This is a genomic window from Candidatus Obscuribacterales bacterium, assembly GCA_036703605.1.
GTDB lineage: Bacteria > Cyanobacteriota > Cyanobacteriia > RECH01 > RECH01 > RECH01.
Genome location: DATNRH010000494.1, coordinates 1 through 14,637, shown reverse-complemented (window position 1 = coordinate 14,637; position 14,637 = coordinate 1). Strand labels below are relative to the sequence as shown.

Sequence of the window (14,637 nt, the reverse complement as noted above, 5' to 3'; positions counted from 1 at the left end):
GATCGCTCGTTAAGACCAGTAGGATCACACCATGGTCTAATTTGTATATGTAGACTTGATGTCCCGTAAACTGAAATTCGAAAAACTCGAAATCAGGGGGGGTCGTCTCAACAACCTGTTGAATTCCTTGGGCTAGGGCTTCCTTTTGTTGAAAATTGAGGGTTTGATCGACACCACAAAAATAGGGGCGGGAGCGACCGTCCACTAGGGCCACGCCCTCAATTCCTGGTAAATTCAGAAAGTCCTGAACAACTTCCCGCTGCATAAAGAAGCTAACTCTAGGTGATTCGATACTGGATGTCGATACATACTACCGTAGCGATCGTGAAGACATGGCTCAAGGTTTGCCCCGAATGTCTAATTGTGAAGATCATATCGACCTGCGATCCCACCGTTCACTATGATGCTCCGTAGTTCAGTCTATACACGTCTTCGTCTGCTGATGTTTGGTCTCCGGTTTTTTCTGAGTTTTAGATGCAACCGTCATGTCTGATCTTCCGTTTACTCTGGATCAATTGCGAATTCTGAAGGCGATCGCTGCGGAGGGGAGCTTCAAACGGGCTGCGGATAGCCTGTATGTCTCTCAACCCGCTGTCAGCTTACAAGTCCAGAACCTTGAACGCCAACTTGATGTTCCTCTGTTCGATCGAGGAGGACGGCGTGCCCAGCTCACCGAAGCGGGCCATTTATTGCTCAGCTACGGCGATCGTATCCTCTCTCTTTGCCAGGAAACCTGCCGCGCTATTGAAGATTTACAAAATTTACAAGGCGGCACATTGATTGTAGGTGCAAGCCAGACCACGGGCACCTATTTGCTCCCTCGGATGATTGGGCTTTTTCGGCAGCGCTATCCTGATGTGGCAGTTCAGCTTCATGTGCATTCCACCCGCCGTACGGCTTGGAGTGTGGCTAATGGCCAAATTGACTTAGCGATTATTGGTGGTGAAGTTCCTCCTGAACTACAGGACTCTTTAGAAATTATTCCCTATGCCGAGGACGAACTCGCATTGATTTTGCCGGTTTTTCATCCCCTAGCCCGGATTGGCATCGTGCAAAAGGAAGACCTGTATAAGCTTCAGTTCATTACCCTCGATTCTCAATCCACCATTCGCAAGGTGATTGATCAGGTGCTGACCCGCTGTGGTATTGAAACGCGCCGCCTTAAAATTGAGATGGAGTTAAACTCAATTGAAGCCATTAAGAATGCGGTACAGTCTGGGTTGGGTGCAGCCTTTGTGTCTATTTCAGCCATTGAAAAAGAGCTGCAAATGGGGGTGCTGCACCGGGCCCGTATTGAGGATGTGGTGGTCAATCGCACCCTATCGGTGATTGTGAATCCCAATCGCTATCGATCGAAAGCAGCGGAGGCCTTTAGCCAGGAGATTCTGCCCCAATTTGCGACCCACAAGCCCAAACCGGCGGATGAGGCGATCGCCCCCCTTGCTGATGATGACACCCTAGACTCCTCCCTAGAGACCACCCCATCTCCGTCTGGCGGAACCTAATCCCTAAGCACCCATGGAAACCTACTGCACTCGTCCAAACTGCGCACGCCCAACCAACGTCTTCGCAGATCTGGATACCACGACCCTGAAGACAGTGCAGCAAAAGTTTTGCACAACCTGCGGGATGCCCCAAATTCTAGTGGGTCGCTACCTCACGACGCGCCTCCTCGGTAAAGGAGGGTTTGGGGCAGCGTTCCTGGCCATCGATCGCTACACCCCTGCCATGCGGCAATGTGTGGTCAAGCAATTCCAGCCCGCTGGGGATTTGAGCCCTAAGCAGCTCAAAATTGCTCAGGAGCTGTTTGAGCGGGAAGCGGAGGTGCTGGAGCAGTTGGGCAACCGCCATCCCCAAATTCCTAATCTGCTGGCCTTTTTTGAGCTATCGGTGCCGGGGAAAAGCCCTGGCAAAACCGAGCAGTTTTTCTACCTGGTGCAAGAATTTATTGATGGCAAAAATTTAGAGGAAGAGCTAGCCCAAAAAGGCACCTTTACTCAATCTGAGGTGCTAGAGGTGCTGGTGGAAATCCTCAAGGTGCTGAAGTTTGTCCATGAAAATGGCTCCATCCACCGAGACATTAAGCCGTCGAACATCATGCGCGATCGCTCCGGCAAGCTCTTCCTGCTAGACTTCGGCGCGGTTAAACAGGTTGCCTCAGGTGCAGCGGGAGGGCAAGGGGCCCAGTCCTCCACCGGCATCTACTCCATGGGGTTTGCGCCACCAGAGCAAATGGCCGGCAACGTCGTGTATCCAGCTACCGATCTCTACGCCTTGGGGGTCACCTGCATCACCCTACTCACCGGCAAACAGCCCAGTGAACTCTACGATGCCTACAGCAATACCTGGAAGTGGCATTCCTTTGTCAGCGTGCATCAGCGCATCGGGGCGGTGCTCGACAAGATGCTCAAGGCCTCTGCCAGCGATCGCTTTGCATCAGCCCAGGAAACCCTAGAAGCGCTCGCCCAAGGCAAGGGGAATGCGCCGAGTCCTGCCCCAGCCCCAAGCCCTGCCCCAGCAGCGCCAGCCGCCTCCAGACCGCAAGCGATCACGGTGCCCCCATCCGCAACGGCTCCCCCCCAAGCGACCCCAGCGCCAGTACCTATACAACCGGCGAAGGCGGCCCCGATCGCGACACCCTCATCCTCCTCATCTATCTCCACTTTAGAACTGCTCTCCGGGGCGGCGTTTACAGGGTTTGAGGGAGGCTTGCTGGCGATCGCCCTCTTGAGTTTGGCGGGCACCACCTTGGTGAGTGCGGGATTTTGGGTTGTGTTGGTCGTCGTGCTGATCCTGGCTCAGATGCGCCGCGTCATTGAAAAGTTTGACTTGGCGATTATTGCCGTCATCTCCTTCGCTATTATCGTGGTTGCCTCGCCCCTGCGGAGCCTGCCAATTTTGGTGAATTTTGGCAATCCCATTGTGGCGGTGCTGGTATTGGCCGGATTCTTGGGTCTGGTGGCGATCGCCGTTGCATTGATCTTCCGACTGATTTACAAGATTTTGTCGATGCTGCTGTAGGTGGATGGGGTTGCCCAACGGGCTTTCCATCGCGAGGTAGGCTCTAGGGGCGAGGTGGCCTGTTCCTGCTGGCGGCGGGCAAGAATGACGGCGGCACTATCGGTGAGGGTTGGATCGCGGTAGGGAATACTGGCGCGGGTCTGGAGATGTTCCTGTTCTTGACGGGACAGGGGCGGTAGATCCTGAGGAGAAAAGCTGGCAAGGCTACCGGGCGATCGCCGTCCCACCGCAGGACTAGAGCCTAGGTGTAGCCCTGCCTGCAGGAGCGCCGTGCGTACCGCAGCAGAGCAGGAATAGGTGGCGAGACGTCCTGCAGGAGCCAGGCAGCGGGCCACCCAGGCGAGGAATTCCACCGTCCAAAGCTGCGGGCAGCGAGGCGGGGAGAAAGGATCGAGAAACATGGCATCGGCGCGAAAGCCCGTCGCGTAGACCTGCTGAATCTGCTGACGGGCATCGCCGAGCAGCAGGTGGGCCGTGAAGCGATCGCTTTGAACGGTTTGCTCTTCAGCCAGTTGGGCCAGTTGGGTAGCAATAGAAGCAGGCCAGGCTTGCAGCAGATCATGGGCGATCGCCGCCTGGGGAACGGCTGCGTTGAGTTCCAAGCCATACCACTGCACCTGGCATTGAGGATTTACGGCCCAAATAGTTGCCAGGGCCGCAGCGGTGTTGTATCCCAGACCGTAGCAAATATCCAGCAGCTTCAGCGCTGGTCGGCGGGCTAAATCTGTTAGTCGGGTGGGTACCACGAACTTTTGCTCGGCTTCCTGCCGGGCTCCATGGTGACTGTGGAAAGCTTCCCCAAAATCGTTGGAGAGGAACGTAAAGGAACCATCGGCAGTGAGCTGGGGCTGGAGGGTATGGAGAGTATCAGAGGACAGCGGCATAGGGGAGAGCGATCGCAGAGACAGGGTGCATCTAAATAGGCAGAAATGCTGGAGATCGAAGTTGGAGCAAAATCCTGAATTGTTGTCCCATCCCAGAAGAGAGGAGTAGATCTAGCTCAAGCTAGGCAACTTGCATTCTAAGATGCCATGGGGAACCAAGTATGAAAGACAAGGTTAGTGAAGTTAGTACAAAGCTGGTGCAGGTGATTCAGACTCGGGATGCAGAGCGGGTGCGCTATCTCTCGAAGATGATGGAGAAACAGAAAGATCCCATGAACACGGTGAAATTATTCTGGCTGATTACGCAACATTTGAAGCGGCTGGATGCAGACTTACTCAACTGGTTTGAGTCTATTTATTTTGAAGACTGTACGCCAGAGGTTAAAGAGATGTGGCTGCAGTTCATTGATCTCTGTGGTATTACCTTAGCAGAGCAATACAGCCCCATTCAAAAGGCTTAGAACCCAACACGTTATCTCAATCTCACCCATACTTGCCCATGCTGTAGATCTAGGGTGGCTTGGCAATCGGCAAGGATAGCGTAACGCATCAAAGCGTTGCGAGATGGTGCGTTACGGCTGCGCCTAACAGCAACCTACGATAGAGACACGACCGTTTGGGCTAAATTCACCTTTATCTTCATCTCACCCTTACTCACCCATACTGTAAATCCAGGACAGATGGGTAATGGGCAGTTAAAAACCTAGTAGAGCAGGTCCACTAGGTTTCATCAAGGTTTTTCTATTGACCCTCATTATAACCTCAGATTCTGAGAGCGCAACTGTGCGCGGTGTTACTGATACGTAGGTGAACTTCATGAAATGAAGCTGCGTCACCGGGTTTCGACGTCGCTCAACCCTTTTCTCATCAGGATTTGATCATCTCAATCCGTCCCTTAAGTGAGACGGATTGAGATGATCACCCTGTGTCCTCGGCACCTCGTCCAGCGAGTACCCATCGGCACTATCCTGAGTACCTATTGCTCCCCCGGAATAAACTCCGTCACCACCCGGCCGCCGCTCATGACGAAGATTTGGTCCTCCAAGGTGCCGACTAGACGAGGCGCACGGCTGCTCATCTCCGGATCGACTTGGGTGTACAACACATTGCCGATCGCTTCTACTTCTTGGGTAGCATTATCCCAAACGATGCGATCGCCCCGTAGACGAGACTGATTGCGGCGGGTGGTGGCTTGGGCACTGCCGCGTAGGTCAAAGACTTCTTGGGCTAGATCCATGTTGCCGCGATCGCCCTGAAGCAGCACCTGACCGTTGCGTAAATTGGCATTCAGCGGTTGATTCATGGTCACCTGTTGATTCTCAATCTCCCAAATTAGGGACTCGGTGGCTAGATTCATCATCGGTTCTCGCATTGCCATGCGCACATCGCCATTCATGGACAGCCGTTGCTCAGCTAGGCGATATTCTGCTCGATTGCTAGAGGCCTGATCGGTGACGCGAGTTCGTTCGCCTTGCCCCTGTAAACGCTGGATTTCAACGGGGCGATTGCTGGACACAATCTGTTCTTCCATCTGCCACTCTAGGCTCTCGCCAGTGAGTTTCACCCGGGGATCGCGGCCCTCAATGGTTACATTTCCGGTTAGATCAACCCGTTGATCGCGGCTAAAAAGCTGACCCTGCTCGGCTGCAACCGTCAGGTCAGGATGGGTGCCGGTGAGCCCATTGCGGATGGTCATGGTCTCGTCTGCGGGCACCCACACCAGCTCACCGCCGGTCATTTCAGCACCGGTGCGTAGATCTGTCGCTGTGATATCGCCGCGCAGGGTAATCCGCCGACCATCGCGCTGCACCACGCCGCGATCGCCCTCGACTCGATAAATGGCTTCCCCGTCTTGGAAAAGTTCGCCTTTAGGATTTTCTACTTCGGCGGTTTGTTGATCGGGGCTGTAGATGGCGCGGGTGGCCTGTATACTCCACACCGTTTCCCCGTTCTCATTGGCTTGGTCTAGGGTGACGTTGTTGAGAATAAAGCGATCGTCAATTTCCTGTTGCGGTGCGTCGGAGGTTTCGGGAGGAGCTTCGCCTCGCCGATAGATGAGCACTCCGCCCGCGACAACTAAAGCGACGAAAGCTGATACTGCGGTCCATTTCAACCAGGGTTTCACCAAACAAGCCCCTCACACCAAAACATTGTGTTTTCTATTATCGACGACGGGTTTCCATTTGGGGGGATGAGTTTATCCCCCTAGCTGAGTTGAACGACGGCGCGGTTGTTGATCAGAATTTTGTTGGTCAGTAAATCTTCCACTGTGACCCGCAGTTGGCGATCGCCATCCACTTGGAACAGCAGGCGAATGCGATCACTGCCGGGATAGCCAGGCGGATCGAGGTTAGCTAAGCGCCGGGCCTGCGCCGTATCGTTCAACGCCTGCACCATGGGCTGGTTGCCGGAGGTTTGGCGGGTGACCAAGCGATCGCCGTCGAAAAAGACCTCGGTGCGGCTGGTTTCATTGCCCAGTTCGCCAATCACCAGTTCAATGCTGGGCTGGTTGTCTTGGGAGGCTCCCAGCAGCAGTTCCACCGGCACGGGCATGGGATAGGGTTGCCCCTGGGAAATGAGGGGATGCCAGCCATGGGCATTGGTGCGTCGATCCCAATAGCGAATGCCGTAGCTGTGGTACAGAAAATCCTTGACCTCCAACCCTTGGCTAAGCTGTAGGGCACCGTGGGCGATCGCTTCAAAGGGGCGATCGCTCTGAACCTTCTCGACAGAAAACTGATCGATCACCCAGTTGCGCAGGGCGGGGATGCGGGCCGTGCCGCCGACGAGCAGCACCGCGTCAATGTCGCCGGGTTCCAGTCCCTGGCGGCGGGCCTGGCGCAGCACTTGGTTGAGGGCGTCGTCCAAGCGTTCAAAGAAGTGATGCTGCTCTAGAATCTGCCGAAAGCGATCGCGATCGAGGTTTAGTTCGTAGCTTTCGAGGGTTTCATCGTTGAAATAAACTTCGCTGGCCTGCTCTTGGCTAGAAAGCTGGATTTTTAACCGTTCCACTAGGCGTAGGGTCAGGGAGGAGATGGGTAGCCCTTGGGTTTCGGCAAAGTGGGCGGCCAGCCAGTCGTCAATATCGGCACCGCCCAGATTTTGGCCTGATTTCGCCAGAACCTTCGCCAGTTGGGGACGCTGACTGGAAGTCTCCGCTAGATTTTTACTGCCCCATTTCAGCAAAAAGCCCAGGGGCTTGCGATCGCCCGTTTGCGGTGTTTCCAGCTTCACCACAGCCAGATCCAAGGTGCCGCCGCCCGCGTCGATCACCAACATCGTGGAGCGATCGCCCAACCCATAGCCCAAAGCTGCCGCCGTCGGTTCATCCAGCAGCCGCACCTGCTCTAGGTCAACCGTTTGGCACACCTGCCCTAGCCAATGACGGTAGGACTCAAAACTATCCACAGGTACAGTCACCGTCAGCGATCGCAGGCTAGGATCCTGGTCTTGCAGTTGGCGGATCAGGTGCTGCAGATACCATTGCCCCACCTGCTCTAGGGTGACCGGGCAGCCGTCTAGCTCGGGCAAAAAGCCGGTTCCTGCGCCAATGCCTCGCTTAAAGTTGCGGAAAAAGCGGCTGTCTTGAGCGATGTCTAAGCCGCGATCGCGCACCGTTTGCCCCAGTAGAATCTTGGGCGAACGGGCATCTTCCACATAGACCAAGCTGGGAATCACCGGCGGATTATTAGGCAAAACCTGGGACAGGGCAGGCAGCTTCACTGTCTCAGCCTGTTGGGTGGCAGGATTCCAGCGGGCTATGACGGTGTTGCTGGTACCAAAATCGATGGCGTAGGTGGACGCAAGCGTATCCGACATAGGTAAAAATCAATAGACCGCAGCAATTCCATAGACTACCACAGCGAACTAGCTCCAGCGGCTAGACGTTGAACCGGAAGAGCAGCACGTCTCCTTCCTTGACCACATACTCCTTGCCCTCACTGCGCACCAGCCCCTTATCCTTAGCTGCACCCATGGAGCCATGGGTCACCAAGTCGTCGTAGGCGATGGTCTCAGCGCGAATGAAGCCGCGCTCAAAGTCGGAGTGAATCACGCCGGCGGCTTGGGGCGCTAACATGCCTGCCAAGATTGTCCAGGCACGAGTCTCCTTAGGGCCAGTGGTGAAGTAGGTGCGTAGCCCCAGCAGTGTATAGGTAGCGCGAATCAGGGACTTGAGCCCACCTTCCTTCACCCCCAGTGCTTCTAGGAAGTCGGCCTGATCCTCGGGGGGAATGTCCACCAACTCTGACTCGACTTGGGCGGAAATCACCACAACCTGGGCATTTTCCTGGGCAGCGATCGCTCTCACTTGCTCCACCCATGCATTCCCGGTCGCCAGATCATCCTCAGATACGTTGGCGGCGTAGATAATCGGCTTGCGGGTCAGCAGCCCCAAGGACTTAATCCACACCTCTTCTTCCTCGGTGAGCTCGACGAGGCGGGCGGGCTTGCCTTCATTCAGCACCGCTAGAATGCGTTCTAAAACAGCGAGTTCGGCTTGAGCCTCTTTACTCGATCGGGCCTGCTTACGAACGCGATCGGCCCGTTTCTCAAGCTGGGATAGATCGGCTAGGGCCAGCTCTAGGTTGATCACCTCAATGTCGCGCAGGGGATCGATGGAGCCGGAAACGTGGATGATGTCGTCGTTTTCGAAGCAGCGCACCACATGCACAATGGCATCAACTTCGCGGATGTTGGAGAGAAACTGATTGCCCAGGCCTTCACCTTGGCTAGCGCCCTTGACCAACCCGGCAATGTCCACAAATTCCATGCGGGTGGGCACAATGTCGGCGGAACTAGAAATTTGGGCGAGGGCATTCAGGCGCTCATCGGGCACCGCCACCACGCCTACGTTAGGTTCGATGGTGCAAAAGGGAAAGTTGGCAGCTTGCGCCTTGGCATTGGCAACAACAGCGTTAAATAGGGTGGATTTGCCTACGTTAGGCAGGCCCACGATTCCGGCTCTCAGCATGGCGGCGTAGCGGCTCTCTGGTTCATGAACAATCAATGCCCGGCAACGAGGAGGTCATGGTCATCCGGGGCGATCGCTTTGATCGCTTCGAAATCCTGTCCGGTCGTTGCGCTGGGTCTTCCCTGTTAAGTATAAGGCGATGGGGGATAGGCGTGAGGGGTTGGGGCGATCGCATCGGGTCAGCGGCGCGGGCCGCTTGGATGAGCACTTCGACAGAGTCAGACTGGGCTGATGGACAGACAAAACTCCTGCAATCACCCTCTCTACTAGCTTGGATTAACGTCAGCGTAACCCAAGGGAATCAACTCGTACGCTGAGGCGGACGTAACCCGCCTATGGGCTGAGGCAGGAAAGCTTGTTTTTCCCGAAATTCCTTTTCGTTCTTCTATCTTCGTTCTTCGTTCTTCTGCCTTGCGGTGCTAGGCAGCGATCGCCTCGGTTTCATCAATGGCTGCGTCAAGGATCTGGCGGCAGTCCTCTACGCTAGCGCCTTGACCCATGGCGGCAACAAGGGCATCGTAGGCAGTACGGTGGGTTTCCAGCAGCGTGCGGGCTCGCAGAGCAGACCAGCGGAGTTTGATGTCGCCTTCGTTCGTGGGACGGCGTAGTTGGGCCCAGAGGATGCGGAAGTTGTCTTGATCATCGGCTCCGCCTTGGACATCGCCGTAGATCAACCGCTCTGCCGCTGCCCCCGCCATCCAAACGGTGCAGTAGCGATCGAGGAACTGCACGGGTAGTTGATTGGTTTGCAGCGCCGCCTGCAGGGGTTGGTCGTCAAAGCGCACGCCACCACGACCGGGCTGTCCTTGGCGGAACGAATCCCAGGCATTCAAGGTGTAGCCGGTGACCGAGATGCCGAGGACGTGGGCGACCAGGAAATGTCCTGCTTCGTGATGCACAATGCGATCGCGATGTTCAGCGGAGAACTGGGCAAAGCCCTCCACAATCAGATTGCCCATGCGCCCACCCCAAGCAAAAATGTCGGCGGTGAACAGGCACAGCATGGCGGCAACAGCGATCGCTGGCACAGCTGGGGAAAGCTGGATTAAGGGCCCAAGCAGGCTAGCCATGACGATGGAAAAGATGGCGATCGCGACGATGTTTAATGTGGTGTTACTCACGCGTTGTCCTCCTAAGCCTTGTCCAAACTGCTGATTAGCTGACATATCTTTTCCCGCATCTCTCAGTTCCACAACGGGAGAAAGAAGCGAGGTGTAGGTGCGCTCAAAGCCCCTCTACCGCCCTGGGAGAGGGGTTTGGGGTGAGGGTCTTCCAGGTTTGTCAGTCAACCAGAGCCAAGCAGTCACCTTTGCATCCTGACACAGATTTTTCATCCTGGGAACGCAGGCGATAGGACTGATCAGGGAGTAGCAGGGGGCGGTGAGCTGGTTTCTGGTCTGGCTTCTGGGCTGGCTTCTGATGTCGTGAGACTAGTGGCGCGGTAGAAGGTTTCTAGGCTATGGCGATCGCCCACGAAGCGCCAGTGCCAAGGTTCGTAGCTAATGCCTTGGGGATTATCGCGGGGAAAGGAAAGCTCAAAGCTGTAGAAAGCAGCATTCTCCTGTAGCCAGCGAAAAGCGTCGGTGGTTTCAAAGGCTTCTACCAGGCCAATATCCGATCGCGAGCCATCCAAAATATCGACGGCATAGCCCGTGTGATGTTCGCTATAGCCTGGCGGAGCACTAACCTCAGCGCGGGTGGTGGCAATCTGCCCCCGTTCTGCCTTCACCTCGAAGAACAGATACTCTTGATCCTCAATGGAACGAAAACCAGAGGTAGGCTCCAGCAGAATGCCCTCGGCAGCAGCGGCATCGGCCATGGCCATAAACTGCGCCGCCGCCGCCTGCCGCATCAAAATACTGCCATCTGCCACAATGGGCGCAAGGCTATCGGCCGGGGCTTCCTCGTAGGGAATATGCCCGAGCAGCGTATCGTCGGGAACGCCCCCCTCCGGCACGGGCAGGGGCTCGGTTAGCTCCTCTGGGATCTCTAGGGAAATCTCCGGGGTAACCACAGCGGGCACGGCGGCGGACGGTGGTTCAACTGGCGCGGTGCCCCAAGCGACAAATCCCCCAGCCAGGATGGCGATCGCCATGGCTGCTCCACCCAGGATCCAAAATTCTTTATTAAACAGCCCACCAGGGGACGAGAACCGCCTGCTAGAGTTGGTCCGAGGGTTTTCATCCCGTTGAGCAACAGGAATGTCATCGTGAATGACAAGCTTGGGCTGTTTCGATGGTTGTTCTGAAGGACTCACCTTGTCCACCGACCTCATCTTTGCATGATCTATAAACACGGCTCCCTGCCCTGACCAGAATAGGCGGGCATCTACAATTTTGCAATGTGCCCGACACCACCGCCTGCCGGGATGATTCATCCTAGCCTCGGTGATGGAGAGGCGCGCTTCTCAATACTATCTGGTAATACCTAGCAATAGTGGTATGAGTCATGGGCCGCCCCAAGACTCACCCTTATCCCCACGCCCGTGAATCCTATGTCTGAATTGGTTACAAATTTAGCAAAGCTCTACATTCCATTAGTGGCATGGGTTGGCTTTGGTATGGTGCTGGGGCGATCGCTCCCTAAGGCGATTCCCCATGCCCTCGGTAAGGGCCTGTTTTGGTTTGGGGTACCCTTGAGCATTTTTGGATTTCTGCGCCAGGCCGATCTATCGGGATCGGTGTGGATTGCGCCGGTGGTGGCTTGGGTGGCGCTGGCCTGTGGGGCGGGGCTGGCCTGGCTGTGGATTGTGGTGCAAACGCGGCGAGGGAGCGATCGCAGCTTTGTGCCCCAGAATGATCCTGCCAAGGGCAGTTTTCTCCTCGCCGCCATGGTGGGCAATACGGGGTATCTTGGCTATCCCGTCGCCCTAGCCCTAGTGGGCCCTCAGTACTTCGGCTGGGCCATTTTCTACGACACCCTGGGCAGTACCCTAGGCGCTTACTGCATTGGCGTTCTGCTAGGGGCACGGTTTGGCTTGGGCCAGCAGGGACGGTGGACAATGGCCCAGGCCTTTGTGCGCAATCCGGCGCTCTGGGCCTTTTCCCTAGGAATGCTCTGCCGTTCAGTGCAGTTCCATCCTTGGGTAGAGCAGGGATTGCTGGGCGGCGCTTGGCTGATGCTGGTGCTAGCGCTGCTGCTGCTGGGAATGCGGCTGAGCCAGCTCGATCTCCGGTTGAATCTCAATCAGGCGGTGGTCACTCTGTTTATCAAAATGCTGATGATTCCGCTCATTTTTGGACTAGCCCTGCGATCGCTCGGTCTCACGGGACTGCCCCACTTTGCAGTGGTGCTGCAATTGGCTATGCCCCCGGCCTTTGCCACCTTGGTAATTGCGGAAGCCTATGATCTGGATCGCCAGCTAACGGTCACCTGTCTAGCTGTGGGCAGTGTGGGGCTATTGTTAACTCTGCCGATTTGGATGCTGCTGTTTTCCCCAGGGGATATGGTGGTCACCTGGCTGTATTAATGGGGATCAAGGTCGGCTAAATGCTGGCGATCGCCAAACCGTACGATCCTCCACAGGTCGCTATTCCAACGATTTTGATCCCGACAAGACCAAAACTCAGTGGCCACGTGAAACTCAAATCGCGCCGTATAGTCCGCCGCAAACCCCCAGGTGCGATCGCTGCCCAGCAATACCGAGATCAACTGCTGCAAGATCCAATGGTGGGTGACGATGCAGAGGCGATCGCCCTCGCTATGATGGTGTAAGATTTCTTGCATAAATTGGGCGGCGCGATCGCGACCGGACTGAAGCGTTTCGGCACCGGGGATCGGCTGCCAGGCCAGGGATGTCTCCAGACGGCGGCATAGGTCAGGATACTGCTGCTGTGCTTCTACCCACGTTAACCCTTGAAAAATACCGTTTTGAAACTCACAAAGGGCATCCCGATAGAGAATGGGCTGGGGAGATGGATCGACCATGTCAGCAAGGGCGATCGCCGTTTGTTTAGCCCGCTCCAGTGGGCTACTGTAGATGGCCGCAGGACGATAGGACTCTGCCATCAACCGTCGTCCCAACGCCCGTACCTGCCGCTGTCCCAGCTCTGACAATCCATCCTGACCATGGCCCATCATCCGTCCTGCCTGGTTTCCGGTCGCCTGCCCATGGCGAATGAATAGTAGCTGCATAACCTTGCCTCACGCTTGTCCGAACCTTGTTTGACTACGCTTCACCTAACGTTGCAGAGCGGCGATCGCCTGCCCTCGTCATCCTAATGACGCCTGCCGTACATTCCATGTCCGTCCCCGTTCTACGGATTGTTCCCTACCTTACGTTGCCATGCCATCTTTTATGACGTCTTCCGCTCGTGTTGCTGACTCTATCAGTACGGTTGCCCGAGGCACCGGGCTGCTACTGGCTAGTCTCATTAGTCTTACGGTTAGCACGAGTCTCGCCAGCACGGCGGCGGCCCTAGAAGTCGAGATTCGCCCCACCAACCCCCAACTGGGCGACACCCTCACCATTCTGGTGCAAGCGGAGTCTGCCGACGAACCGCCGCCGGTGGTCACCATGGGCGATCGCACCTTTCCCACCTTTCCCCTAGGCAATAACCAGTTTCAGGCGCTGCTGCCCACTACTCCTTTGGATGATCCCGGCCGGGTAGTGGTACAGGTGACGGGCGAAACCGTGGTGCGCAACCTTGCTGTTTGGGTACGCGATCGCAGTTTTCCTACCCAAAGCCTGTGGATTTCTGGCTCAGATGATTTGGGGACGGACTACGAATTTGACCGAGTGGATGAATTTAAGGCGCTGGTGAGCGGTGAGCAACTGTGGAGCGGTTCATTCCTGCGCCCCACCTCGGGGCCGGTGACGACCATTTACGGCATCCGCCGTTACTATAACGGTGTCTTTGCCGAAGATTACTATCATCGGGGTGTAGACTACGCCGCTGGCACAGGCACGCCGGTGGTGGCTCCGGCAGCGGGGATCGTGGCCCTAGTGGACTATGAAGCCAATGGTTTTGAAATCCACGGCAACACCGTTGGGCTAGACCACGGGCAGGGCGTTGCCAGCATTTTTCTGCACCTCAGCCGTATTGATGTGCAGGAGGGCGATCGCGTGGAAGCAGGGCAGGTGATCGGTGCTGTGGGCAGCACTGGCATCTCGACGGGGCCCCATCTACATTGGGGACTCTATGTCCACGGCCAGGCTGTGGATCCCGTACCATGGCGGGATGGAGTGGAGTAGGTGAAGCGGATCATCGCTTTACAATGACTTCAAAAATCAGCCCATGGAATTCCCTAATTCTGGGGCACACTAAGGCAAAGACCTTAGATTGTTTAGTATCCGTTCACGGACGTCTAAGAGTGCGATCGCTCGCCGTTTGTTCGATAGCACTGTTGTGGAACCTGGAGATATTATGAGCATTGAAAAAATTGTCGATCAAGCCCTGCAAGATGGCTACCTCACCCCAGCCATGGAGGCAGAAGTCGGTCGCATCTGTGATACGGCGGCAGAACTCTCAATTGAGGAATACATGGCGCTCGATCGCTTAATGGGCGCGCTGCTCACCGGGGAAGTGGTGGCGGTGCCGCGCAAGCAGTTTATTAACGTGATGGAAGAATTGGTGCTCACGGAGGCGATCGCTCGCGTAGCAGAAATTGAAGCCACCAGCGACTGCACCTTAGACCTAGGCGATATAGCAGCCTATGCGCTCAACCGCTTACCGCCCCTCTACGCCACAACGGAAGAGGGAGCCAGCTATCAACGCACCCGCGCCAAGGCGGAGCTGCAAGTCATTATCACTCAGAAGG

15 protein-coding genes are annotated in these 14,637 nt (G+C 56.0%); 7 read left to right on the top strand and 8 right to left on the bottom strand.

All coding sequences use genetic code 11. The features are described from left to right. Positions 1-265 (bottom strand): hypothetical protein (locus tag V6D20_10635; GenBank protein ID HEY9816238.1); only part of this gene is annotated, 265 nt, incomplete at its 3' end. A gap of 220 nt (positions 266-485) precedes the next feature. On the opposite strand from V6D20_10635, the gene V6D20_10630 reads away from it, so the two are divergent. Together V6D20_10630 and V6D20_10625 are read left to right on the top strand one after the other, a co-directional pair. Further along, positions 486-1,505 (top strand): LysR family transcriptional regulator, encoded by a 1,020-nt coding sequence (locus V6D20_10630; GenBank protein HEY9816237.1) that lies wholly within the window; start codon positions 486-488, stop codon positions 1,503-1,505. Between the two features lie 124 nt (positions 1,506-1,629). Then, the gene (locus tag V6D20_10625; protein ID HEY9816236.1) at positions 1,630-3,021 is read left to right on the top strand and encodes a serine/threonine-protein kinase; all 1,392 of its coding nucleotides are present in this window, start codon (positions 1,630-1,632) and stop codon (positions 3,019-3,021) included. Here V6D20_10625 and V6D20_10620 read toward each other — a convergent pair. Further along, positions 2,994-3,905 (bottom strand): MnmC family methyltransferase, encoded by a 912-nt coding sequence (locus V6D20_10620; GenBank protein ID HEY9816235.1) that lies wholly within the window; start codon positions 3,903-3,905, stop codon positions 2,994-2,996. The genes V6D20_10625 and V6D20_10620 overlap by 28 nt on opposite strands. Positions 3,906-4,066: 161 nt before the next feature. Here V6D20_10620 and V6D20_10615 point away from each other — a divergent pair, with 161 nt between their 5' ends. Continuing rightward, positions 4,067-4,366: a hypothetical protein gene (locus tag V6D20_10615; protein ID HEY9816234.1), complete on the top strand. Its 300-nt coding sequence runs from the start codon at positions 4,067-4,069 to the stop codon at positions 4,364-4,366. Between the two features lie 515 nt (positions 4,367-4,881). On the opposite strand, the gene lptC is transcribed toward V6D20_10615, so the two are convergent. From lptC to ychF, 3 genes are all read right to left on the bottom strand, one after another. Further along, positions 4,882-6,018 carry an LPS export ABC transporter periplasmic protein LptC gene (gene lptC / locus V6D20_10610; GenBank protein ID HEY9816233.1) on the bottom strand — a complete coding sequence of 379 codons (1,137 nt, stop codon included), beginning with the start codon at positions 6,016-6,018 and terminating at the stop codon, positions 4,882-4,884. A gap of 92 nt (positions 6,019-6,110) precedes the next feature. Beyond that, positions 6,111-7,724 (bottom strand): Hsp70 family protein, encoded by a 1,614-nt coding sequence (locus V6D20_10605; GenBank protein HEY9816232.1) that lies wholly within the window; start codon positions 7,722-7,724, stop codon positions 6,111-6,113. A gap of 61 nt (positions 7,725-7,785) precedes the next feature. Then, entirely contained in the window at positions 7,786-8,913 is a 1,128-nt protein-coding gene (gene ychF / locus V6D20_10600) for a redox-regulated ATPase YchF (GenBank protein HEY9816231.1), read from the bottom strand. Here ychF and V6D20_10595 point away from each other — a divergent pair. Beyond that, on the top strand, positions 8,913-9,194 hold the full coding sequence (locus tag V6D20_10595; GenBank protein ID HEY9816230.1) for a hypothetical protein: 282 nt from the start codon (positions 8,913-8,915) through the stop codon (positions 9,192-9,194). The two genes, ychF and V6D20_10595, sit on opposite strands and share 1 nt — an antisense overlap. Before the next feature lie 102 nt (positions 9,195-9,296). On the opposite strand, the gene V6D20_10590 is transcribed toward V6D20_10595, so the two are convergent. Then, the gene (locus V6D20_10590) at positions 9,297-9,998 is read right to left on the bottom strand and encodes a hypothetical protein (protein HEY9816229.1); all 702 of its coding nucleotides are present in this window, start codon (positions 9,996-9,998) and stop codon (positions 9,297-9,299) included. Between the two features lie 239 nt (positions 9,999-10,237). Next, the gene (locus V6D20_10585; GenBank protein ID HEY9816228.1) at positions 10,238-11,134 is read right to left on the bottom strand and encodes a M15 family metallopeptidase; all 897 of its coding nucleotides are present in this window, start codon (positions 11,132-11,134) and stop codon (positions 10,238-10,240) included. A 237-nt stretch (positions 11,135-11,371) separates the two neighbouring features. Here V6D20_10585 and V6D20_10580 point away from each other — a divergent pair, with 237 nt between their 5' ends. Continuing rightward, a complete protein-coding gene (locus tag V6D20_10580) occupies positions 11,372-12,346 on the top strand; it encodes an AEC family transporter (protein HEY9816227.1) in 975 nt (324 codons plus the stop codon). Here the strand turns inward: V6D20_10580 and V6D20_10575 are convergent. Next, on the bottom strand, positions 12,343-13,011 hold the full coding sequence (locus V6D20_10575) for a histidine phosphatase family protein (GenBank protein HEY9816226.1): 669 nt from the start codon (positions 13,009-13,011) through the stop codon (positions 12,343-12,345). The genes V6D20_10580 and V6D20_10575 overlap by 4 nt on opposite strands. Positions 13,012-13,174: 163 nt before the next feature. Between V6D20_10575 and V6D20_10570 the strand changes: the two genes are divergently transcribed. Beyond that, positions 13,175-14,071: a M23 family metallopeptidase gene (locus V6D20_10570; protein ID HEY9816225.1), complete on the top strand. Its 897-nt coding sequence runs from the start codon at positions 13,175-13,177 to the stop codon at positions 14,069-14,071. Between the two features lie 172 nt (positions 14,072-14,243). Continuing rightward, the coding region (locus V6D20_10565) for a late competence development ComFB family protein (GenBank protein HEY9816224.1) at positions 14,244-14,637 on the top strand (394 nt) is incomplete at its 3' end.